At 56.6% G+C, this 21,712-nt stretch carries 21 protein-coding genes; 12 read left to right on the plus strand and 9 right to left on the minus strand.

The genetic code is table 11. From position 1 onward, the window contains the following. Positions 1-226: 226 nt before the first annotated feature. From Q2K57_RS17420 to Q2K57_RS17435, 4 genes are all read right to left on the minus strand, one after another. Positions 227-676 carry a hypothetical protein gene (locus Q2K57_RS17420; RefSeq protein WP_304526883.1) on the minus strand — a complete coding sequence of 150 codons (450 nt, stop codon included), beginning with the start codon at positions 674-676 and terminating at the stop codon, positions 227-229. Beyond that, the gene (locus tag Q2K57_RS17425) at positions 676-1,662 is read right to left on the minus strand and encodes a hypothetical protein (RefSeq protein ID WP_304526884.1); all 987 of its coding nucleotides are present in this window, start codon (positions 1,660-1,662) and stop codon (positions 676-678) included. Before Q2K57_RS17425 ends, Q2K57_RS17420 begins: the two co-directional genes overlap by 1 nt. Before the next feature lie 5 nt (positions 1,663-1,667). Further along, positions 1,668-3,737 (minus strand): hypothetical protein, encoded by a 2,070-nt coding sequence (locus Q2K57_RS17430; RefSeq protein WP_304526885.1) that lies wholly within the window; start codon positions 3,735-3,737, stop codon positions 1,668-1,670. Between the two features lie 64 nt (positions 3,738-3,801). Further along, on the minus strand, positions 3,802-4,533 hold the full coding sequence (locus Q2K57_RS17435) for a hypothetical protein (RefSeq protein ID WP_304526886.1): 732 nt from the start codon (positions 4,531-4,533) through the stop codon (positions 3,802-3,804). A gap of 273 nt (positions 4,534-4,806) precedes the next feature. Here Q2K57_RS17435 and Q2K57_RS17440 point away from each other — a divergent pair, with 273 nt between their 5' ends. The 6 genes from Q2K57_RS17440 (at position 4,807) to Q2K57_RS17465 (ending at position 8,396) form a co-directional block, all read left to right on the plus strand. Continuing rightward, positions 4,807-5,184 carry a hypothetical protein gene (locus tag Q2K57_RS17440; RefSeq protein WP_304526887.1) on the plus strand — a complete coding sequence of 126 codons (378 nt, stop codon included), beginning with the start codon at positions 4,807-4,809 and terminating at the stop codon, positions 5,182-5,184. Between the two features lie 253 nt (positions 5,185-5,437). Then, on the plus strand, positions 5,438-6,349 hold the full coding sequence (locus Q2K57_RS17445; RefSeq protein WP_304526888.1) for a chromosome partitioning protein ParB: 912 nt from the start codon (positions 5,438-5,440) through the stop codon (positions 6,347-6,349). 115 nt (positions 6,350-6,464) lie between these two features. Then, complete coding sequence (locus tag Q2K57_RS17450; RefSeq protein WP_304526889.1) at positions 6,465-7,019, plus strand: hypothetical protein; 555 nt, start codon at positions 6,465-6,467, stop codon at positions 7,017-7,019. Positions 7,020-7,128: 109 nt separating this feature from the next. Then, a complete protein-coding gene (locus tag Q2K57_RS17455) occupies positions 7,129-7,698 on the plus strand; it encodes a hypothetical protein (protein ID WP_304526890.1) in 570 nt (189 codons plus the stop codon). 52 nt (positions 7,699-7,750) lie between these two features. Continuing rightward, the gene (locus tag Q2K57_RS17460) at positions 7,751-7,906 is read left to right on the plus strand and encodes a hypothetical protein (RefSeq protein WP_304526891.1); all 156 of its coding nucleotides are present in this window, start codon (positions 7,751-7,753) and stop codon (positions 7,904-7,906) included. Positions 7,907-8,060: 154 nt separating this feature from the next. Then, positions 8,061-8,396, plus strand: a complete 336-nt coding sequence (locus tag Q2K57_RS17465) for a hypothetical protein (protein ID WP_304526892.1) — start codon at positions 8,061-8,063, stop codon at positions 8,394-8,396. Here the strand turns inward: Q2K57_RS17465 and Q2K57_RS17470 are convergent. From Q2K57_RS17470 to Q2K57_RS17490, 5 genes are all read right to left on the minus strand, one after another. Next, entirely contained in the window at positions 8,377-8,808 is a 432-nt protein-coding gene (locus Q2K57_RS17470) for a hypothetical protein (protein ID WP_304526893.1), read from the minus strand. The genes Q2K57_RS17465 and Q2K57_RS17470 overlap by 20 nt on opposite strands. A gap of 107 nt (positions 8,809-8,915) precedes the next feature. Further along, positions 8,916-10,682: a methyl-accepting chemotaxis protein gene (locus Q2K57_RS17475; RefSeq protein WP_369700320.1), complete on the minus strand. Its 1,767-nt coding sequence runs from the start codon at positions 10,680-10,682 to the stop codon at positions 8,916-8,918. 218 nt (positions 10,683-10,900) lie between these two features. After that, positions 10,901-11,662 carry an SLOG family protein gene (locus tag Q2K57_RS17480; protein WP_304526895.1) on the minus strand — a complete coding sequence of 254 codons (762 nt, stop codon included), beginning with the start codon at positions 11,660-11,662 and terminating at the stop codon, positions 10,901-10,903. A gap of 6 nt (positions 11,663-11,668) precedes the next feature. Then, the gene (locus Q2K57_RS17485) at positions 11,669-12,022 is read right to left on the minus strand and encodes a hypothetical protein (protein WP_304526896.1); all 354 of its coding nucleotides are present in this window, start codon (positions 12,020-12,022) and stop codon (positions 11,669-11,671) included. A gap of 193 nt (positions 12,023-12,215) precedes the next feature. Beyond that, positions 12,216-12,542 (minus strand): hypothetical protein, encoded by a 327-nt coding sequence (locus Q2K57_RS17490; RefSeq protein WP_304526897.1) that lies wholly within the window; start codon positions 12,540-12,542, stop codon positions 12,216-12,218. A gap of 278 nt (positions 12,543-12,820) precedes the next feature. Between Q2K57_RS17490 and Q2K57_RS17495 the strand changes: the two genes are divergently transcribed. From Q2K57_RS17495 to Q2K57_RS17515, 6 genes are all read left to right on the plus strand, one after another. Continuing rightward, entirely contained in the window at positions 12,821-13,135 is a 315-nt protein-coding gene (locus tag Q2K57_RS17495) for a hypothetical protein (protein ID WP_304526898.1), read from the plus strand. A gap of 29 nt (positions 13,136-13,164) precedes the next feature. Then, positions 13,165-13,566: a TonB family protein gene (locus Q2K57_RS17500; protein WP_304526899.1), complete on the plus strand. Its 402-nt coding sequence runs from the start codon at positions 13,165-13,167 to the stop codon at positions 13,564-13,566. Then, positions 13,563-14,012, plus strand: coding sequence for a DUF411 domain-containing protein (locus Q2K57_RS17505; protein ID WP_304526900.1), 450 nt, complete (start codon positions 13,563-13,565; stop codon positions 14,010-14,012). The genes Q2K57_RS17500 and Q2K57_RS17505 overlap by 4 nt, the downstream gene beginning before the upstream one ends. Before the next feature lie 262 nt (positions 14,013-14,274). Beyond that, positions 14,275-15,351 (plus strand): recombinase RecA, encoded by a 1,077-nt coding sequence (recA, locus tag Q2K57_RS17510; RefSeq protein WP_304526901.1) that lies wholly within the window; start codon positions 14,275-14,277, stop codon positions 15,349-15,351. 66 nt (positions 15,352-15,417) lie between these two features. Beyond that, positions 15,418-15,765 carry an ArsR/SmtB family transcription factor gene (locus Q2K57_RS18420; RefSeq protein ID WP_369700322.1) on the plus strand — a complete coding sequence of 116 codons (348 nt, stop codon included), beginning with the start codon at positions 15,418-15,420 and terminating at the stop codon, positions 15,763-15,765. Positions 15,766-15,979: 214 nt separating this feature from the next. Next, positions 15,980-21,550: an Ig-like domain-containing protein gene (locus tag Q2K57_RS17515; RefSeq protein ID WP_304526902.1), complete on the plus strand. Its 5,571-nt coding sequence runs from the start codon at positions 15,980-15,982 to the stop codon at positions 21,548-21,550. Positions 21,551-21,712: the final 162 nt, after the last annotated feature.

Raw genomic sequence — 21,712 nt, forward strand, 5'->3', positions numbered from 1 at the left:
GAGGCATGGTCTTTCGCTTGAAGCCTCGCTGCACCAGCTGGCCTAGCTCCACGCTATCTTTTCTGTCCATGAACCGCTTGATGACAGTCATCCCCGATCCATCGCACGAAGGGCATTGTGCAATCACCACAGCTTCGTCGGGGCTTACCACTGGTTGCATTATCTGTACTACCTACGTTGTCAGAAGCCCTCGATCCCCATGATCGAGGGCATGGAACGGAAACGGTTAAGGACGGCGGTCTGATTCCAGTACGTGTACCACTGTCTTGTGCCAGGGCAGCAGGTCATGGGTGTCGGGCAGCCCGCACGACTTCCGCTCGGCGACCGACATCACGGCCTCGTAGCGACCCCAGCCCAGGACGAAGGCGTCATAGACGGTCATCTCGGGGTTGATCGTCAGCCCCCGGTCCTCGAATGCCTCAAGCCCATGGCCGACAGGCGCATCCCAATACTGGTCTCTGCCATCCATTACCGGAGTCAAACTGGCCACCATGTCGCCGTAGATATCGCGATGGGCGTCCAGGGCGTTGCAGTCGAGCCCTTCATAGGCGATGGGCGAGACATAGGCGGGCATCGGCGGATCAGGAATCCAGAAGCCCTGGCCGGTGATGGCGCAGCCAGACAAGCCGAGCAGTGCAATGCCAGCTGCGCTGGCGCGAAGAAGGTGTTTCATCATTACAGCTCCGAGATTGCCTGGCAGACAGATGTTTCCACTTCATCCAGCTTGAACCCTGTTCCCTTAGGGATGCGCACATACTGGGTGTAAGTGACGGTGTCGTTGGGACCGTCTTCGAGGCCATAGTGAAGTTTCAGTCGTCCATCCGACATGTTCGCCTCGCGATTCTGGGCGATATCCTCCTTGGTGAGGACGCGAGGCTGATATCCCGAGATATACGCGTAGTGGTTCCCCATCTCGGTCGTTACGTCCCGGATGTAGTTCTGCTCATCCAGGTAGGTCGCCAGTGAGGAGTAGACCTCATAGAGCGAGGTGTCCGGCAGGCTGAGCTCGACCCGAAGCTGGGTGCCGTAGTCGGTCAGGGGATGGCCCCCTTTGTAGATGTGGTCGATCCGGCAGGGAAAGCCGTCGCGCTTGGCGAGGTCCACATTCAGGGCGGTCTGGCGGCTGTCCACGCTGATGGGGAATCGCTGCGTCCGGTATCCCGGTTTGCTGACCTCGATGTCGTAGCGCCCATAGTCCAGCCGGATGCCATCACGATATTTCGGGCCTATGTTCATGATCCGGACACGGGCATCGGAAGGCTCAGTGAACACCGTGAGGCGTGTTGCCGTGGGCGCCTGCTGGCGCTTGCGGCTGACACGCTGGCTGGTGGCGGAACGGGATGAGCCGGATAGAGCCTGTGTGAGCTCTCGAAGGGAGGAGGCATTGCCACCAGAGGAAGTGTCGGCCGAGACCATGCGCACCCCCCTGCGAGCCGTGGTGGAGGCACTATCCAATGATCGCTTGAGGTCTGTCCGCGATGCTGGCGCATTGCTGGCGAGCGTCCGACGCTCCCCCTCCATCGAAGTCAGTTCTCCTGATTCATAGGCGTCCTGGTAGGCGCGATCAGTCTTGATCGAGATGGTGTCGACTACGGACGAGCCCAGCAGGATGGGGCCTGCGACCAACGCCAGCGTTCGTGATTTCTTTCGTGGCAGCATCATATGTCTCACAGTACCTGCGGGTAGTTGTATTCGTTGAGTGGCTCGCGACGATCAAGGCCAAACGGTTGCAGGATCGCTTCACCGATCTGGTAGAACACCGGTTCTGCTGCGAAGACCCACTTGGTTGCGGTAGACCATTGCGGTGCGCGCTCATCCAAAATGGCGAGGCTGGTTTGAGCCCCTGGCGACATGGTGTCGCGATCCTTCACAATCGGGAAGATAAGCAACGACGCCAGACCCGCCGCGAACACGAGCTGCGCCACGAGGCGATAGTCACACCTTCCTTGGGTTCGGGCGTGCACGACCTCGTTGATCATCAGCGGAAGCTTGAGCAGAGCAACCAAGGAGAAGAACAGACTCAAGCCGAGCACGATGGGTGGAACCACCGTGGCACGGTAGTAGTCTTCACCCTTCTCGATAACCGAGTGACGCTCTCGCCTACCCAGTTCAACGGTTTCCCTCAAATCCTCGAGATATACTTCTCGTTCGCCTTCAAAATTGGAGGGAGTGAGTTGGTACTCCCGCCAGAGACGCCGTTGCTCGTCGCGCATGACATCCGAAAGCACGTTGCGGGTGAAGTCACTTTTAGACATACCGGGCCGCACTCTGGGGGAGTAATACCCACTCTTGGAACGAATGAGTTTTTCTACGCCGGGATCAGCGAAAAACTGACTGGCTGGAAGCCCAGGCAATAACTTGCTGAACGATTGGTTGCCGGGCACTGCATCGGCGAAGGCGTCTCGCCATTCGGAGGCAACCTCTCGTTGTTTGGCTTCATTGATATAGCGCCTGACGACGGCGTGGCGACCACGGAATTCTGAGTCGAAACTTCTCGAGATATAAAGTCCTGTTTTCTCTTCAATCTGCTCGCGTACACGCTTACCTGTCAGAGGGTCGTTCAGGAAATCCTGATAGGAGCGAAGATCGAAGGAGTAGCCACTCTCGGGATCAACGTATTGATCATATCCCCCCCAGTCATGAAGGGTGCGCAGATAATCCGCCTGGCTGGGCACGCAGGTACGACCCGCGCGGCCTGGGCCACCACAAACCATGGCATGGATGTTCAGCTTGTCATACGGCTTGCTAGGTTGTGTGGAGTAGACGCTTTGCGTGATCTGGCGAAGATAGCCATCGGTATCCTCCAGGCTGTCAGCCGACTCCAGGTTGGCCACGGTAAAGCGTGCAGGGTTATTAGCCATGTGGCTACGCACCTTAGACGCGAGCACTGCAGACACATGATCATACAGTCGATCCGCATCCTTGCGAGACCTAGCAACAGAGCGCTGGACATCGGGCCATTTATTCCGCAGCTCCTGACGGATAGGGTTCCAGACTCGATTGAATTCGCTATTGGTGATCCTCTGCATCTGGTCGCTTACGGACGTGCTGCTTTCTTGATACAAACGCCAAAGGTTTTTCAGCTCATCGTTATACTCGAGATAACTATCATAAGCATCGTGCCTTTTGTGCAAGGTATGCAGCTTAACAAGACCAAAAATCGTCGGCTGGATACTACTTCCCTGACGAAAGTCCTCAATAACCTCAGGTACTGTCAGAAGGGCGGGGCCGGCCATGACATGGTATGTCATGCGAGCGGGATCACTTGGGTCATCATCTGGTTCGAGTTTCATACCCAGAATATCGACGATACCTGCCCCCTCGGCACGCTTGAGAAGGTTGATATGACCAGCCACCCATCGCTCTTTACCATTCGATGAATCGACAAGAAAAGAGTTGATCAAGGCATTAGAGCCGACAAAGAAAGCAGGCCCCACGGTTGCAAGTACAAGAAAAGCACGAGCGGCTGCAGTGCTCGTAGAAAATGGCGTGGATTTTGGTTTTAAGCGTACAAAGCCAAGCACGAAGAGAGAGCAACCGATACTGCCGAGCACCCGGCCGATGATCTCTACGACCTTGAATTCATCTGGATCGAGAACCAAGCCACTCGCGGAGTTGAGAAGAGCCGCGTTCCAGGCAAATTCAGCGATGATGTAAATCAGAGTGATGATGAGGAGCGCAGTGCTCCATCGTTTATATTCCCTATGCTCATTGAGGGTTTCCAGGGGTGGTCGCATGCGACGTTCCTTGTCCTTTGGGGTGAGAGGAGGCCATGGCAGGCATGGCTGCCATGGCAAGAGTTTAAGAAGTAACCGCTTCGGCGATCTTGCTGGCGGCGGCTGGACCGATACCTTTGATATCCGTGAGCTTACCTGCTTGGTGGCATGCTTGAATATCCGCGACGCGTTCCAACCCACTTTCACTCAGGGCAGTTGCGATCTTCGTCGGGAGGTCTAAGTCCTCAACTCGCATACAGTTATTCTGGTACCGCCATCGCGTCGCCATGAGTTGTGCCGCGTTCTCAGCAAACTCACCGTATTCGCTTTGACGGATGCCCGAGATCAGGCCGCAGAATTCAAGTTGATGCTTGTCGCTGACAGAGAGGGGCGTGCTGCTCACAACAAAATAGGGGGGTTGTGCAATATGGACCTGATCCTTGTTCAAGAAGACAGTGACCTTTCCATCATCGCTTTTTACGGATGGTCCGTCTTTAGAGACTTCGCCCGAGGGTTGGGTTGAAGCGTTTCCCCTCTTGCTTTTTTCTTTGGCCTTCTGTTTTTGCAGCTCTTCCCTAGCCAGGTGTTTTGCTTGCTTCGCATCCTTTTGGGCTTTCTCAAGCTTTTGGCTTAGTTTCTCGTTTCGAGCGCGAAGCTGATCAGCCTCATGCTTGGCCTTACGTTGTGCTTTATCTGCCTTGTCGGCTTCTCTTTCTTTTTGCTGTAACGCGGCACGTAGCTCATCTACTTCGAGTTCTAACCTGATCGCACGTACGAGGGCTTCGTCTTGGGGTTCTTTGTGTGGATCAAGGGACATTTTTCCTCCTTTTTGTTGCTTGCATCACTGATCCCTCGTCGCTAGGAAAGCAGTGATAGCGTCCAACATGCCTATGCTATGTATACTGAAATTATGAGACCGAAGGCCATGATAGCGTGATGAGTATAGGGCGCAAGCTTAGTACCCCGGAACAGCACGAAACGCACTTAAAATGAGTGATAACAAGACTGAAAGAATGGCGGTGCCGCAAGGTTCCGGATTTTTGAATGGTTCGTATGATTGGCGTACATGGATTCGATACGGGAGTAACCAATGGCGATGAAGGCAGACGCGACACTCAGTCAGTACAACACCGTTCTTGCTGCTTTACGGTTTTATCAGAAAGCCAGCGACCTACCGACTGATATTGAAGAGATGGCTCAGCCTGATGGTGGTCCGGTCGCTCTGGATGACGACGAAATTGATGAGCTGTGCGAGGGGCTTAACTTCAGTGATATTACACTGGCGAGCGCTTCTCAGGTGGAGCACAACACGATAATGGCTGCTTTGGAGCTGTTGAAACGTGAGATTCCCCATGGGCTGCCTCAGCAGATAGAAGAAATTGCAGCAGATACGGGGACAATGCTAAGCGAGAGAGAGGTAGGTGAGCTTATCTCTGGCTTGACGGAAGGAAGGTCGTTCTCAGACTGAGATATCACCTTCTATGTCGAGGCCCCGTTGGCTATTGAGCCACGGGGTCTTTTTTTTCTTACTATGTCACGTTTGACCCGATGGGTTCCCTTTCATCGCACCTTCAGTTCTATCACAACCAGATTTATCGGCATGTTTCTCGGCGGCGAGTTGAGTTCTCGATCCAATTGATTAGGTTAATCTGTATTTAACAGCGGCAACGAGAGGACGACGGCCGCTTTATCTGAATTCCTTTTTCCATAGGAGAGATGTTATGGCGATGCCTCGTTCACTTGACGCTATCCACCGGGGTAAGCATGGCGACCTGAAGAAGGCCAACCAGTTCTCGGCCTATCCCTCCGATATTCACGAGCTCGAGGGCTTCAACCAGCGTGACTATGAGGGCGAGAAAGAAAAGGCGCATATCCGTAGCCTGGCTGATGCCTACCATGCCGGCCGCTTCGTGCCTCCGATCACCGTCCAGGTGATTGATGGGAAGATCTTCGTGCGTGACGGCCACTGCCGTCGCCTGGGCATGCTGCTGGCAGAATCGGAGGGGGCCAAGCTCGGCAAGCAGCCGCTGATCGAATTCAGCGGCGATGAGAACGATGCCGATGCGTTGATCCTGACCTCCAACGCCGGGCTCAAGCTGAATCCGGTCAAGCGAGCAGCGACCTATTACCGCATGAAGAACCGCGGCCTGGATGATGCGGAAGTTGCCGAGAAGGTGGGTAAGACTGTCCATCATGTTCGCCAACAGCTCGACCTCCACATGATGCCGCTGGAGATCAAGGATCTCATCGAGCGCGAGGTGGTCTCCTATTCCTTTGCGCTGCAGGAATACAACGAGCATGGCACTGCGGCTGTGGAGCGGCTGAAGCATGGCGTTGATCTCGTGCTGCGGGCGGGCAAGTCGAAGCTTACCGAGAAGGGCATGAAGGAGAAGGTGGACGGGCAAGCGAAGAAGCCCAAGGCGCGTCGCATCAGCAAGAGGGTGGTGACTGGCATGGTATCTCAAGTCCATAGCCTGTCAGAGAAGCTTGGGGCGGTAGAGCAGCGAGAGGATGGCAGTGCAACCATCGAGTTGTCTGCCGAGGAAGTCTCTGAGCTGATGGCGCTTCGAGAAAAGTTGCCTAGCGAAGACTCTTCCCCAGCGGCAGGAGAAGAAGCCGAGCCCGGAGAATAGAGCTCATACATGGGTTGAGCCCGGCTGTAATGAATCGCGCCTTTCATGCTTGTAGGCGTCGGGCAACAATCGGTTCATAAGCTAACCTTCCAGGATACGTCCTGGAAGGTTTTCTATGTTTGCGCTCGTGATGGATACCTATGCTCGAGCCGTGGGCGACGCCTACAGCTTGATGCTTGAGGAATTCCTGGCTTTGCAGGGTAGACACAACTGCACCATACAGCCTCGCCTCACGCCCTCTGGCGGGATCGGATTGGAGCGAGGCTCTGAGGTTGTGCGAGTGGTAGCTGAAGCAGGCATCACGCCGTCTCAGATCATCGGGCGATGCGGTGGCCGGGTGGGAGCTGCGGGACGACGGGCCAGGACCAGCATCGCCTTAGCGCACCTGGATGAGCTCCAGGAACTTGGCCACGATCTGACCGCCACCACAGCCAATCGCATCGTCATGGAAGCCTCCGGACATGGCATCGCGCGGGCCGCTCGGGCGAAATACAGCACTCCAGGCCGTGCAGCTGACGCCAAGTCGGATATCCTGATGACGCCGGCTGCTGCCATCGCAGTGGTGAAAATCGAAAAGGATCATGTTCGCTTCGAGGTGAAGGCCCTTCAGGTACGGTTCGACCTCTCGAGACAATGGCTCGAGAAGTGGCGCAAGATGTCTGTGTCATAACGAAACCAAGTCCGGATCAGACGAGCTTCTGTTCCATGGATGTGTTGCCTTCTCGAATTCGAGGGCATTGGCATGATGAAGGCCTCCCATACCAACGAGGCTTCCCATTATGCACAGTGATTCATCCAGCGGTGTCACCACCTACATCCGAGACACCCTCTACCCGCTACCGCTGCCTTCGATGAATACCGAAGGCTGCCGTGCCAATCTCTTCATGGCGCCAGGGTCGATCGTTCAGGTCTATCTCCCGCGCCCATCGAATACCGAGTGCCGGTTATTCAGCCGGGGCAATCTGCAAACCGGTTTGTTGGTGGACCTTCCCCTGTCGCTGCTGCTCTTTCGCTTCGCCGACCCCCGGACGGGGAAGTTCTTCACCATGGAAGGCTCCTTCGATAGTCGGCTCTATGCACCGGAAGATCTGTTCATTCCGGATTACCAGCAAGGGGAGCACCTCCTGGTGCACTTTCACCTGATCGACTCGGAGACCAATGTGCTTCGCGAGATGCGAGCTACCTCTCTGCCACCGAAGCTGGCCCGCCCGCTGATCGACGCGGCTATTGCCCAGCAGACATGCCAGGCGCCGTCGAACCGCGTCTATGAAGACTACCATCGCCGGTACAGCACTGATCAGCTGAGCCAGCTCGTGCCAATGCATCCCTGTGGCCGCGTCGCTGCCTGATTCACGAAGGGCTATCATTGCGGTGATAGCCCACCCCCAACCGGGAGAATTTATGACGTTCTTCGACTGCCTCACTGAATGCGCAAAGACGCCGGCCTTGGTCAGCGAGTTCAATCGTCTGACGGGGAGACACGTCGGAGAGAAGCTCCAGCGCGAGCCTTTGATTCAGATGATCGACAGCGTAACGGGGTATGATGAAGTGCTATAGGCCGCTCAGGATGAGGATCTCGAGGCCTTTATCGACTTTTGCCATGACGCGGTATGGCGCCGCCTGGCACCTGTAGAATCAAGCTGACCTTGCCATCATGTCAGGGCACCAATCGGAAACATGGACAGTAAGCAAAGATAAGGAGATTCGCTCTATGTCTTATCGGAAGGTCGTATTGATCGCGGTGCTCGCGGGAATGGCGTACGCGGGAAGCGCACAGGCGCAGAGCGGGGAGGGCAACGGTTCGCAGTCCGGCTTTGTGCTTGAAGGGAACAACGTCGCGAATGCTTTCCGGCATCAGGATCGCCAGCAGCCGACAAGCTCATGGGATGAGCAGCAGAATAGTATGAAGCAAGAAGGAGGCAGTGGCTGGGAGAGCAACCGTAAGGCGTTCGATGGCAAGTCGCAAAATGCAATGGAGACCCGCAAGAACGCCTTCGAAGATCGGGGGGGAAGTAGCTTTGATAACCCTAATAACTACTTCGATTAGATGCCATTTCGCCGGTATTTGGCTTTCGATTGCGGAACATAAGGTATGAGAATGATGCCAGCGTGACGGCTCCGATTGAGTAGATGGCGTACTCGTTCTCGATTCCTCCGACGTGAATGCACAGCCACAAGACGAAGGTGGTCGTCCAAAGCAGTAGTAAGAAGAGCACCATCTTCAAAAACCCATCCATATTAAGCCCCTTTCGGCGTGCAGGGGAATGCTTCCAAATGAACATGAACAGGCCGATACCGAACATCAAGCTGACGATGTGCGGCCCTGGTGTTTCCGCCTGGTACGCCATTTCCAATCCATACATGCCTACGGCAAAGACGACCCCGAGATTGAACAGCACGACGAACAGAATGACGACCCATCGAATGATGTTCTTCAAAAAGCGTAGGAGTGCATCCATTTGAAACCTCCTTGTTCTCTTCCGTTAGAGCCCGCCGTCTAGCTAAGCACAGGTTGCTCGAGGTATCGAGTGTCGCTGTTCGGCGGGCGTCCCTCTGCTTAGATTTGCTATGCCTGCGTCAGCTGGGGCCGCGGCTCATCGACATCAGCCGAGACGGTGAAGCCTGAGACGGCCTCGGTCAGTCGATCAGCCTGATCCTTCAGCTGTTCTGCGGCTGTCGTTGATTCCTCAACCAGTGCCGCATTCTGCTGGGTCATCTGATCCAGTTCTGATACCGCTATGTTCACTTGGCTGATGCCATCGCTCTGCTCTCCGGTGGCAGCGGTGATCTCACCTAGGACATCGGTGACTCGGGTCACACTCTCCACTATCTCGTTCATCGTTTCGCCTGCCGCGCGGACCTGCTCGGCGCCGTCCTCAGTGCGGCTGGTGGAGGTGTCGATCAGCCCCTTGATCTCCTTGGCCGCTTCCGAGCTACGGCTAGCCAGCTGGCGGACCTCATTGGCGACGACCGCAAAGCCGCGGCCTTGCTCGCCGGCACGCGCCGCTTCCACGGAGGCATTCAGCGCAAGCAGGTTGGTCTGGAAGGCGATGCTGTCCATCACGGTCACGATTTCACTGATCTGAGCGGAGGAGTCGCGGATACCCTGCATCGTGTCGACTACCTGACCAACTGCCTCGCCACCGCGACGGGCCACTTCCGAGGCGGACTTGGAGAGCCCATTCGCCTGGCGTGAAGACTCGGCCGTGTGCCCGACGGTGCTGGTGATTTGCTCCATCGAGGCTGAGGTTTCCTGGAGGCTGGAGGCGGCGTTTTCGGTGCGACGGGAAAGGTCCTGGCCACCGCTGGAGATCTCAGTTGCAGCCACACGAACTGACTCACTGCTCTGGCGGATCGTGATCATCACCGCTTCCATCTTGCCAACGAAGCGGTTGAAGGCAGCGCCAATCTGAGCCACCTCATCACGGCCTTCTTCAGGGAGTCGGCGCGTGAGGTCGCCTTCACCGGAAGCGATGTTCTCGAGGGCGTCACGGGCACGCTCGAGGCCGGCGAAAGAACGCTTCAACCACAGGCTCAGGAGCAGGGCAGTGACAGCGGCGATGATCAGGACAGTGATGGCGGTAGCGCTCAGGATGGCCTGGAGGCTCTCGGTGGCCTCGTCTTCATCGAGGGCAATACCTAGTTCCCAGTCGGCGCCGGGGATCTGAGTTACGGACAAACGCTTTTCGACGCCATCGACCGTGATGGACTCCCAGGAGTCATCGACGCTGGCCAGTCGGTCCATGACATCAGGCGTGATGGCTGAACTCAGGCGCTGGAGGGGTTCAAGCGTGAGGTCCGCATCCGGGTGGGCGATGACGGTCTCGCCACCTCGGCTCAGGAAGGCAAAGCTGGCGGGGGTGGGCCGGATATCATTGATGTGGTTCACCAGCTGGTCGATCTCGATGTCCCCGCCGACAACACCGATCATTTTTCCGCGACGCTCAACTGGCGTGGAGAAGGTCACCACCATGCCGCCCGTGTTGGCATCGACATAGGGCTTTGAGACAACGGTCCCGTTGGACTCGACGGCTTGCTTGTACCAGCCACGCTCACGCGGATCGTAATCGGACGGTGGCTGCCAGCTGTCGGAGAAGACCGTGCTACCGTCTGTTCTCCCCAGGTATGCTGCCAAGAACCCACCCGACTCGGCGAGTTGCACAAGCGATACCTTCATTTCCTCGCTTGCTGTTAGAGCTTGGGCAGTGGCTTCGAGCATGCTGGTGCGGGCACCAATCCACTCCTCGATCGCCAGGGCATTGCCATCCGCAACGGCATCGGCCTGGAGAGCGACTTGTGTTTCATTGTGAGGTTTGACGGTGAGGTAACTCACTGTCGCGTTTGTGAATAATGCTGTGACGATCACCGCGACTGTGGTGACCAATATGCGCATACGAAGAGAGGACAACATGGGAAATAATCTCTGCGGTTTGAGTGTGATATCGCTTGTGGGAAGCCATTGACATCATCGGCCGATCAGAGAAAAACTTGAAAGGAATTCGAAGTGATTTTGAAGAAGACTGGAGCCGTAAAAGGTCGGGACAATCAAGCCTAGTATCGGATCACACGCGACATGAGGCCTGCTTGCTCGGCGAGACGGATCATACCCTTAGTACCGCCAGAAACACCGTCCCAGAACGCGGTCAGGTGCGTGCCATACCACGCCATGAACTCATTGCGAATGGGGCCTGCAGGCCGCCCAAGTCCCGACCAATCGGCGGGCATGTAGCAGATATCGAGGTTGCGCTCGGATGCATAAGTTTCACCGAGTGCATCAGCCCCACGGCTGCGACCCGAGATGACTTCAATATGACTGTAACGCTGCAACAGGAAATCGAGCTTTTCCTGCATCAGGGCGTAGTCATCAAAATGCCGTGTGCCGGCCACGATAAGGCGCACGAGGTCGGGGTGTCGCATTGCCTCCCACACCCCGGGCAGCAGGCAGTTTGCCGGTGCATGCAGGAATGCATCACGAACCGCTCGTTCCAGGTGCTCCTGGCCTTCGCTTGAAGCCCCGATCCGGTTGATCAAGAAAAGCGTGGAAGAGTGCTCGCGGGCGTACTCTAGGAACCGGCCGATCTCGTGGAGGACGGCATCGAGTGGCATGTCCAGCGAGCTGGCGAAGCGTGTGGGGATCGCGTAGGCGTTGCCGGTTGGGCCGCGCCCTATACCGGCCTGAGCGCCGAAGTGGCGAGAAGCGTGGAGAGCCGTTCCGCTTGAGTGCTGGCCCCTGAGGTTCGAGCCGAAGGTGAAGATTACCTGCCGGCCATCGAAGTGTTGGCCATCGAATTCATGCGTCGTGCGGCTCGTCATAGCGCCTCAGATGCGTTTGTCCATAAACGCCGGGAGATCATCAAACCAGACCCGGCCACTATCGCCAATTGTTCCTACCAGCGGTATGCGTTTCATATCCTCGAGTGAGGTGGTGGAAGGCGTCACTGGAATGCAGTCGAGAGGCAAAGACAGTAGCTCAGATATTCGACAGGCAAGCCTTTCATCAATCGGATGTGTACCATGCATGATATTCAGAAAAGTGGCTTTGCTATGAACCCCTAGCTCAGAGGCAGCCTTCTCTACGCTAAGCCCCAATCTGAACCGTTCTTCTTCCCATGCCTCCCGCATAGTAGCTATGCTATCTTTTTCTAATAAGTGAATTTTTCTCTCCATAAACATCAGATAAACCCGGAAATATAGAATATCTATTATTATACGTGTGCAACGTAATTTTTCTACCCAGTTTGTGGAAACTCTGTCTAAGAAGAGACTTTTAAAGCTCGTTAACCTCTTCGGTATCCAAATTATTCGGGTTTTCGTCTAACACATCTTGCGAGTCCTGAATTTTCTACAGATTCTTCTCGAATGCGGGTCAAGAAGCGTGCATGTGGAAGGGGGAATAGGGGAGTGGGGCTGCTGCAAGGCGCTGCTCCTTGGCTTGGCGGCGTTTTCCGGCCTGGACTATGGGCAGTAGCAGGTCCAGAAACCTCAGTGCCTCCTCGGCGGCTGCATCATGCGGCATATCCGTTGCCGGGCAGCCACAGCGTCTCGGGGCATTCCCTTCGCTATATACCTTCCTGCCGATCTGGTCGTCATATACCACATCAGGTTCGTGTGCATACCACACAAAGCGTCGGTCACCACTTTCCGCGATCAGGACACCGCCATTGGCAAGCCGCTGAGTAATCACCACTTCCATTTTGACCCTACCTCACTGGGGTGTGCCGAGGTCCCGGAAGTCGTACGTCCAGGACCAGTGGCGCGGCAGACTAAAGCAAACAGACTTGAAGTAAAAGAGCCAAAACTTACCGAGTTTTGGCCTACTTACCGCCAGGTATCCCAGTAGTGTTGTCCGTAAGAGTTGAGTGATGGCGAGTGGTCGCCAGTAGGGTTCCCGACTTCCTGGCTCGGGTTAAGCTTTTCGGGAAACTCAGTTCCACTACAACACAACTCCGAGACATGACCTGGAGCGTGGGTATGCACGATCAACGCAAGGGAGGCCGGTGGGCTCGCCAGTCCGCCATCCTCTGTACCGACACCACCTTCCATCGTTACCTGGAAGCACGTTTGCGGTGGGAGAAGGGGCTTAGCCGGGATGAGCTACCTGAAGGGGTCTGCACGAAGCAAGATGCGGCTGACTTCATGCGCGAGCGCTGCGGCATCGCCAGTCGAGCTGATCTCGACCACAACCCCGAGGCGGTAGAGATCTTCATCAAGATTCGCAAGCACTGGCAGGCATGGATGGCAAAGCATGGTCTATCGCCTCAACAGGTGCCTTCCCGGCGCCGCTAACTGACAGCTTGAACAAGGGAGTATTGGGCATGACGCGAGCCGCATTCCGACTCTGTATCGCCTTGTTGGCGCTTGCACCGGGTGCCGGTGCCACGGCGGCTCAGGAAGGGTATGGGAAGCAGGCACTAGAAGCTTTCCAAGCCATCCAGCAGCGAGTCAGCGTGACCTGGAACATCCCAGCCGGTGTTCAACCGGCCGGGCCTGTGTCCCTGGAGATAGACCTTAAACCCAATGGCAGCTTTGACGCGGCCCTCATCGAACGCTCGAGCGGCGATCGTCGTTTCGATCGCTCTGCCATCAAAGCCGTCTCCCAGGCGTTGCCTCTGCCCGCCTGGCGTTCTCTCCATCGAGAAACAAGAGAGCGGCTTTCGAGCATCAACCTGAGGTTGGGGCCGGCGCCACAACCGGCTTTACATGGAGAACACCAATGACACGTTTATTGAAAACCCTAACCTTGATCGGGCTTTTAACAGGGACCGGCACGGTACAGGCAGACGACCATCTGCCGGACAAGGCGGTGATGTTCAAGACACCCAACTGTGGATGCTGCGCAGGACATGCTAAGCATCTGGAGGAGCAGGGCATCGATGTCAGAGTGATCCATGCCTCGCCCGCGCAAATGGCCAAGACCAAGGCCAAGGCCGGCGTGCCTCATGATGCTCGTTCCTGCCATACGATTGCCATGGGCGGCTATGCCATCGAGGGCCACGTCCCCACCCCCGCGATGAAGAAGCTCTTTAAGGAAAAGCCGGACATCGACGGGATTGCTCTCGCAGGCATGCCGACCGGGACGCCGGGTATGCCGGGACCCAAGGAGGGGCCGTTCAAGGTAAAGAGTTTTAACGGTGGTACATTAAGCGCATTCGGCGATTTCTAAAGCATCCTCGCCTCATGACGGCACTGCAGGAGCAACCTGTTGTGCCGTTGTGCCCCTCTCAGCCTTGGCAGGCATCCCTCTTCGCTCGTTGCAGTGCAACTGACTACTTCGCCCTAATCAGTCCCAGCATCTGGGGCAGACTTCCCGATCTTGCCTCTCCCGGTATCATTTACCTTGTGTGTACGAGAAGCCAAGAGACTTGGCATTTATCCTGCCATGGGAGAGCCCCTGCTTTCCCGAACCTCCAAAATCGGATTGAAGCATGAGTGATGAGAACCGCCGCAAGGCTCTGGATGCTGCACTTTCGCAGATCGATCGACAGTACGGAAAGGGAACAGTCATGCGGCTTGGGGACGCACCTCGCGTCGTAATGCCATCGGTTTCCACCGGCTCCATTAATATCGACGTGGCCCTTGGGATTGGCGGTCTGCCGTTGGGGCGTGTAGTGGAGATTTTCGGCCCAGAGTCGTCCGGCAAGACGACCCTGACCCTGTCCGTCATCGCTCAGGCGCAGCGTCAGGGCAAGACCTGTGCCTTTGTCGATGCCGAGCATGCGCTGGACCCCAGCTACGCCGAGAAACTCGGAGTCAACCTTGATGACCTGCTGGTCTCTCAGCCGGACAATGGCGAGCAGGCACTCGAGATTGCTGATTTGCTGGTGCGATCCGGCAGTGTCGATGTGATCGTGGTCGACTCCGTTGCGGCCCTGACGCCGCGAGCCGAGATCGAAGGCGAGATGGGGGATGCCCACGTAGGCCTTCAGGCGCGGCTGATGTCTCAGGCGCTTCGCAAGATTACCGGCAACATCAAGAATGCCGACTGCCTGGTGGTCTTCATTAACCAGATTCGTATGAAGATCGGCGTCATGTTCGGAAGCCCTGAAACCACCACTGGTGGTAATGCCCTGAAGTTCTATTCCAGCGTCCGACTCGACATTCGTCGCACGGGTGCCGTGAAGCAGGGTGAGGAAACCATTGGCAACGAGACTCGCGTCAAGGTGGTCAAGAATAAGGTCTCCCCCCCCTTCAAGCAGGCAGAGTTCCAGATCCTGTATGGCCAAGGCATCAACCGTCCAGGGGAGATTGTTGATCTTGGGGTGAAGTGCGGTCTGGTGGAGAAGGCTGGTGCTTGGTACAGCTACCAGGGCTCCAAGATCGGGCAGGGGAAGAACAACGCCTGCCAGTATCTTCTCGATAACCCTGACACCATGGCCGAGATCGAAGCAGGGATTCGGCACCAGCTCCTCGACCTTCCCAGCAAAGAAGGTGAGAGTGGCGCCACGGAGACGGCGGACACTGACCCTGTCGCGCAATCGGATCTTGTCGCAGAAATGGAATAACCCCTTCTCTGTTATTTCACAACCAAAAGCGTGATCAAAGAGCCGCCAGCTAGTGCCTGTAGTTTGGTGGCTTTTTTGGTTCTTATTTATCGATTTGCCAGCATTGGGAAAAAGTGTAGAGGGGATAATGTCTTATATCGCAAACCTAGAGCGGGGTGGGTAGTCCTCAAGGCGCTCGCTCACGAAGTAAGGCTAAATGTGTTGCTGCTTCTAAAAGAGCGTGGAGAAATGAAGGTGATGAATCTTAACAAGGAGATTCCCGAAATGAGTCAGTCCTCCTTGTCACAGCATCTAACACGGCTTCGTAGTAATTCTGGTTTGGTCACAATTCACAGAAGAAGTACCGAGATATTCTATAGCGCCATTTATTTTGATCTAAGAGGAATACTGGCGCAGATTCCTTACATTCGATAAGCCTTTCTCACGACTCTGTTATAGCAAAACGACAAGGCCCTGCCGGCTGCCCGGTAGGGCCTTTGTGCGTTGTGGGGAGGGGAGGCCACAAAGACGGTCATAAGAGGGCGGCCAGGGAGGGGGCTAAAGGCAGATTCCCGTCGTGGGCTCACGGACAATAGCGGTAGGAGCCCGTCTGCCACGGGGAAATTGCCAATCATGACCGGGAGTTCGTATGAGGAGCCGTGATGCACGACATCGATCTGGCCCAGCCTCTGGCCTGATAAAAGCAGTGGGGGGCCTGCTACTAGCGGTATCAGCAACTGCGGAAGCCGACCTGCTGCAATACAGCTACACGTCTCCGGATGGGGAACGAAAAGACGCGGAGCCCTCGACAGAGATCATCAATGCCCACGGCGAGATGGAGTTTCTCTTGAATGCTGGTGTGGACCGCCGGGTGGGCATCGAGATCGTGGATGGCCAGGACCAGGTCGTGACAGGGACCACCAGCAGCCTGATCGGCTCGGAAGACCGGGTCACGTTTGAGGATGGCACCTTCTACGCCAAGCGCTTGTACCTGACGGCCCCCAGGGATGGTGACTATCGCTTCCGCGCCAAGATCATCGCCTCGGATGACGAGGTGCTGAAGGAGGAGGACTACCCCTTTCGAGTTGATACCCAGGCCCCGAGTGTCGGTAGCATCAGCTATAACGAGGGCGGCTATGGCATGAGGCGTAGCGGCTCGGTGTGGAAACTTGGTCGTGGTGGGTCTTTCGATGGCGGCTTTGTCATCGATGGGATCGGCGACAACTCGGACATCGAGAAGGTCGAAGTCAAACTCTACCGGGAAGACGGCTCGCTACACCGTAGAGATGAAGTTGCCTATGACAAGCAGAATGGCGAGGCAACGCGCCGGGGCGATAACGGCTTCTTTCCGACCAGCAACCTCGATGAGAATTTCGGTGTTCAGTTTGTGGCCACTGATGTCGCGGGCAACTCAACGGCTTCAGCTATTCAGACCGTCAGGTTCGATAGTGAAGTAGGCACGCCCAGCGAGCCATATGCGGTCTACGATCCTAGCTATTCAGGGTCTGTGATTCCGGGCCATCGAGGCTATCGGGCCTATACGCCAGGGATGGACGTAAAGACCAACCCGGTGCGCTTGGTCTGGCAGGTCAAGAAGGAGCATTGGCATGAGTATCATGAAGGCGGTGTGACCATCGTCAACACGGTAGGCGATGAGAAGATCATCCATCGCGATGCCGATCACATCTACATGATGACCACCTCGCCCTATGGCTTCAGCAACAACAACTCGTTCCGTTGGTCGAACTTCGGCCAATGGGGCGGGGGTAGTTTTTCTTATGATCTGAACCTACACCCCTCAGCGCCCAAGACGCCTAAGCTCGTGGATGTCGAGTACAACTACAGCGATGTCGGTTGGAGCACCTTTGAGCCTTTCGAGATCGACAACAGTCGACTCCCGGTGACAATCCGCGGCATCCGCGTGATCCTCGAGCCCCGGTCATATACCCAGTACGCCACTCACCGTGGCAGCTGCACCGTGCCGGCCGGGCATACCACCTGCTACATCGGTGAGAACTACACCATGCGGCGCGGCACCCGGGGCTACATCCACAACATAGCCTATGCCTACAACTCGAATCGGACGCTTCGCGCTGACCAGAACTACGCCGAGGTGCACTGGAACGATGCCGAGTACCCGGACATTCGTAGCCACGAATTCAACGAGCAGACCGGCAAGCTGAAGGTCTTCATCTATCAGGGAGCGCGTGGCTCTTACTTCGATCGCCTGCGGCTGCGTGATGCCTGGCTGACCAACGCTGACGGCGAAGAGCTGCCGGTCAATGGCGGCAAGATCGAGGAGAACTACAACTACTACACCTATGAGTGGGACCTGAATTCCCTTCCTGAGGGCGAGCATGATCTCAAGGTGAAGGCCCAGGAGCGCCACGGCCCGCTCTCGACATATGATCTGTTCTCCTACTATGCCGACCACACCTCGCCTGACCTGGAGATCAAGATCGATGGCAATAGCGTCGAATCGCTAGACGACATCCTGATCACGGTTGGCGATTCTCATGACGAGACGCCCAAGATCGTGTCCTCCACGATCACGGAGGGGCCGGCAGACGAATCGATCAGCCTGGACACGCGGCCGATTGATGATGAGGGCAACTTCCTTCTCGAATACCCGATCATGTTCCCCTCGATGGAGGAGGGTGAGACCTACAAGTTGACGGTCGCAGCCGAGGATGATGTCGGTAACAGGACGACCAAGTCTGTGACCTTCCTCTACGAGCCGCCCCAGGTAGAGCTCTCTTACGGTGATGGCCACGATGCCTACCTACCGGCTATCTCCAAGCCATTTTACCGGCCCAACGGGAATCGCATCATCGAATCCAAGCAGCTTTCGCTTGGGGACGGTGCGAACGTCGTGGGCAGCTACGAGCTGATCGCCACCCTGCGCAGTGACGCCGAGGTGCCGCTGATCATCGACGGCAAGCGCCTCGAGCCAGGCCAGAGTATGGTGGTGAACCCCAGCTATGATTTCGCGGCCAATGACTCCCGGATTTCGGTGAACGCCTACCCCGCCGAGGATGATGTGCTGGGCAAGTCCTCCCTCTTGCTGTCCACTACCGCGCCGAATGCGCCGATGCTGCTGGCGAACATCATCACATGGACCCCGGATGTGTCGCTGACTACCGATAGCTGGAAGGTCAAGCAGCTGGTCGACGTGGTGGATATCAAAGCCACCCCGAATACCTCGACCACCTGTCGCGTCACGATGGAGGAGGAAGAAGCGCGGGTTGCCGACCCCATCGCCGATCCCGTGTGCTTGATGTCTTGGACGGAAACGCCGATCGAGACCGAAGTGGTCAGCTCGGGTGAGGGGGAGACCCACGTCAGCTCCCTTTACGGCCATGCCATCACCCTTGGCGAGCAGGAAATCGGCTATGAGCTCTACCTGTTCTCTGCCACTGGCGAGAAGATGCTGGTCGGGCAGGGTGCCCGCATTCTCGATGTCGTGGATGCCTCCGACAGCGTGCATGCCATGGTGGTCCCTGACATTCAGCAGACCTACCGCAAGATCCGGCCGGTGAATGGGGTGCTGCGCGACGACAGCGATAGCAACTGCACCTTCTTCACCCAGGAGGCGTCAGCCAAGGATTACGCGGAGAGCATCCCGTATGGGGAGCCCCACCTGGCATGCCTGCTGGAGATCACCGAGCTTCCTGAAGGCTTCGAGCCGCGTCCCGGGTCCCGGCCTGGCTTTGAAGGCGTGGCAACGGAGCTGGGCGAGCAAGCGATTGGGTGGGACATCACGGCTCTCTCCCGTACCGGTGTGCGAGTGCTGGTGGGACGCGATGTGCATACGTTCGATGTGCTGGAGCCACCCACTCCTGTGCTGGACTACCTGACCGCCAATTCCGAGCGTCGGGCCTTCGAGCTTGAAAGCGGGGAAGAGGGTATTCCGGAAGACCCGCTCTTCGAGATCCCCTACGGTCACTACTCACTTGGCAAGGCCTTCTTCTATGCCGGCCCCGGCGCCCTGTCCGTTACCGTGTCCACGGATGGTGAGACGTTGGTGGAAGATGGCTACGGCAGCCCGATGTCGAATCGCATGCAGATGCGGATGTCGCGCGTGCCGGCCGGCGATGAGGCCATTCCGCTGTGGTCCAAGCTGCAGCTGGATACCAGTGCGGCCTATACCGACTATCCGGCCGTCAGTGCCGAGCGATCATTCGATGCGCTCATTGTGCCGGGCGAGCATGTCCAGCCTTTCATCTTCGTGGAAGATGACGATCGCAAGGTCCTGAATACCGAGACCACCACCATTCGTGTCGAGATCGCTGACCCCCGTTTCGACGGTGGCTACAGCGCGGATCGCATGGGTAAATGGGAAGTGCGTATCGTCAACGAGATTGGCAGGGACGATTATGTGGCCCTCAGTGACTTCAAGAAGGCGGCTGACGGCTCGGCCGTGTTCGAGGTCAAGTTGGATCCTGAAGATCGGCGCAACATGCGTCTCGCGGCTGAGGCCCGGTTGCTGTCGCCCGTGGCAGAGTACCAGCGGACAGAGTTCACCTCATCGCCCCTCTACGTGACAGTGCTCGAGGGCAACCCCCTGGACGCGGAGATCGAGACGCGAACCTTGAGTGGCCCGGCGCCGTACCGAGGCATCTTTCAGATCGACTTCACCTCGAGTGATGATTTACGTGCGTCAGGCGATATCGAATGGCGTGTCCGTAAAGAAGGCGGGGAGTGGGAAGTGGATCTCCGTGATGTCGAAGCGCGGAAGCGGCTTCGCAAGGTCGTGCATTTTGAGAAGCCCGGCACCTACTACGTCGAGGCCCGTGTCACGAACCGCTACTCGGGAGCGAAATCTCTGACCCAGAAGGCCAAGGTGATCGTCTACGACGTGCCGAACCTGGACCTGGAAGGGCCGCGCACGGCTTTCATCGGCGATACGGCAAACTTCAGTGCGACCGTGACCAGCGATGAAGGTGATGTGATGGCTGCGGAAGACCTGACGGTTGAGTGGTCGACTGACCTGGGGCGGAGCTGGAGCCCGGGCCCGATGGACTATGAGCTGACGCGTAACGAGAAAGACGCCATCAACCTCTGGGTTCGCGTCAAGCCGGTCGATGCACCTGCCGGCGACCGGTATGCATGGGAGCAGGATAACGCGGGTGTTTCTTTCCGTGAGGTCAAGGAAGCCAGGGCTTATGTCCGTGGCCCACGTCAGGTTGAGGCCGGCAAGGAATATACCTTCTCAGTCGAAACCTTTGCGCCTTATATCGGGTTCAACCGCGACCTTGAAGGATATTTCACCTTGCCAGATGGCACGGAGATTTCAGATAAGGAGGAGTTCAACTACACGCCGACAGAGCGTGATCTCGAGAATGGACTGCTTTCCATAAGCTACACTGGATGGGTAGAGGGATACCGAGATAGCACGTCTTCTGTTGACGTTTTCGAGACAAGGGTCTGGGATTATATGTGGCCGGTTTGGGGTATGTACGTAAACGATAATGCGAACGTTGCCCCGGCAGAGGTGCTCCTTCGTATACGTAAAATAAGTAGCTCGAACCGACTTGAGGATTTGAAGTTTGATTGGGAGCTAGATCCGCAATTAAAAGTAGAATCTGCCTACTCTGACCTAATGCGTAAGGTCATTGTGGAAGAGCCGGGCACGTATAGTTACAAGGCCACGATCACGGATGGTCGAGGTCACAAGACTGTCCTTGAGGATAAGCTGACATACGGCGAACCCGAGCCCTTTACTATTGAACAGCGTCGGTACTTCTCCAATCGATATATGCGAAACCCGCTTGATGTGAGCGTGTCGCCTCGGGTAGAGGGCGGGCATCCGCGTGATTATGTCCGTCGCTTCGAGTTCGAGGTTGATGGAGAGCGGGTCGAAGATGCCTCACGTTACCTGCGGACGACCCTCGGTGAGGGGGAGCACGATATCCTGGTGCGCATGGTCTCCGATCATGGGAAGGTCGTGGAGAGCGTCGAGTCCGTCACCGTGGTTGAGAACCAGCCGCCCACCTGTGATCTCCGCTACAGCGAAAGCTCCACAAGCTGGCGCTATCGTGCCAACTGCCGAGACGAAGACGGGCGTGTCCATGACTATGAGTGGTCGATCAATGGCAAGGTCAGCAAACTGACAAGCTATGGGCTGTCCATCTCGAAAGGACAGTTCGATTCCAAACCGCATGTGGTGCTAAGGGGGCTCGATGATTCAGGTGACTACTCGGCCCCAGTGACTAAATAATCCTTCTGAAGAGAGCGAGAGCCCCGCCAGGATGAACCTGGCGGGGTTTTTTCGTTTTACCTGCTTTGATCTAAGAGACTTCTGGACTGAATGGAATAGGGCAGAATGGTGTGTGTAGAAATGGCACTACAGAGATACTGTGATCAGTTACAGGAAAGGAGC

This window comes from Halomonas sp. I5-271120 (assembly GCF_030553075.1).
Classification (GTDB): domain Bacteria; phylum Pseudomonadota; class Gammaproteobacteria; order Pseudomonadales; family Halomonadaceae; genus Onishia; species Onishia taeanensis_A.

Bases quoted from the DNA above. Each gene is read 5' to 3' on its own strand.
- Q2K57_RS17500 (WP_304526899.1), top strand. From the start codon at position 13,165: ATGACGCGAGCCGCATTCCGACTCTGTATCGCCTTGTTGGCGCTTGCA.
- Q2K57_RS17505 (WP_304526900.1), top strand. From the start codon at position 13,563: ATGACACGTTTATTGAAAACCCTAACCTTGATCGGGCTTTTAACAGGG.
- Q2K57_RS17450 (WP_304526889.1), top strand. From the start codon at position 6,465: ATGTTTGCGCTCGTGATGGATACCTATGCTCGAGCCGTGGGCGACGCC.
- Q2K57_RS17485 (WP_304526896.1), bottom strand. From the start codon at position 12,022: ATGTTTATGGAGAGAAAAATTCACTTATTAGAAAAAGATAGCATAGCT.
- Q2K57_RS17515 (WP_304526902.1), top strand. From the start codon at position 15,980: ATGAGGAGCCGTGATGCACGACATCGATCTGGCCCAGCCTCTGGCCTG.
- recA (WP_304526901.1), top strand. From the start codon at position 14,275: ATGAGTGATGAGAACCGCCGCAAGGCTCTGGATGCTGCACTTTCGCAG.
- Q2K57_RS17470 (WP_304526893.1), bottom strand. From the start codon at position 8,808: ATGGATGCACTCCTACGCTTTTTGAAGAACATCATTCGATGGGTCGTC.
- Q2K57_RS17465 (WP_304526892.1), top strand. From the start codon at position 8,061: ATGTCTTATCGGAAGGTCGTATTGATCGCGGTGCTCGCGGGAATGGCG.
- Q2K57_RS17445 (WP_304526888.1), top strand. From the start codon at position 5,438: ATGGCGATGCCTCGTTCACTTGACGCTATCCACCGGGGTAAGCATGGC.
- Q2K57_RS17490 (WP_304526897.1), bottom strand. From the start codon at position 12,542: ATGGAAGTGGTGATTACTCAGCGGCTTGCCAATGGCGGTGTCCTGATC.
- Q2K57_RS17435 (WP_304526886.1), bottom strand. From the start codon at position 4,533: ATGTCCCTTGATCCACACAAAGAACCCCAAGACGAAGCCCTCGTACGT.
- Q2K57_RS17495 (WP_304526898.1), top strand. From the start codon at position 12,821: ATGCACGATCAACGCAAGGGAGGCCGGTGGGCTCGCCAGTCCGCCATC.
- Q2K57_RS17420 (WP_304526883.1), bottom strand. From the start codon at position 676: ATGATGAAACACCTTCTTCGCGCCAGCGCAGCTGGCATTGCACTGCTC.
- Q2K57_RS17455 (WP_304526890.1), top strand. From the start codon at position 7,129: ATGCACAGTGATTCATCCAGCGGTGTCACCACCTACATCCGAGACACC.
- Q2K57_RS17425 (WP_304526884.1), bottom strand. From the start codon at position 1,662: ATGATGCTGCCACGAAAGAAATCACGAACGCTGGCGTTGGTCGCAGGC.
- Q2K57_RS17480 (WP_304526895.1), bottom strand. From the start codon at position 11,662: ATGACGAGCCGCACGACGCATGAATTCGATGGCCAACACTTCGATGGC.
- Q2K57_RS17460 (WP_304526891.1), top strand. From the start codon at position 7,751: ATGACGTTCTTCGACTGCCTCACTGAATGCGCAAAGACGCCGGCCTTG.
- Q2K57_RS17440 (WP_304526887.1), top strand. From the start codon at position 4,807: ATGGCGATGAAGGCAGACGCGACACTCAGTCAGTACAACACCGTTCTT.
- Q2K57_RS17430 (WP_304526885.1), bottom strand. From the start codon at position 3,737: ATGCGACCACCCCTGGAAACCCTCAATGAGCATAGGGAATATAAACGA.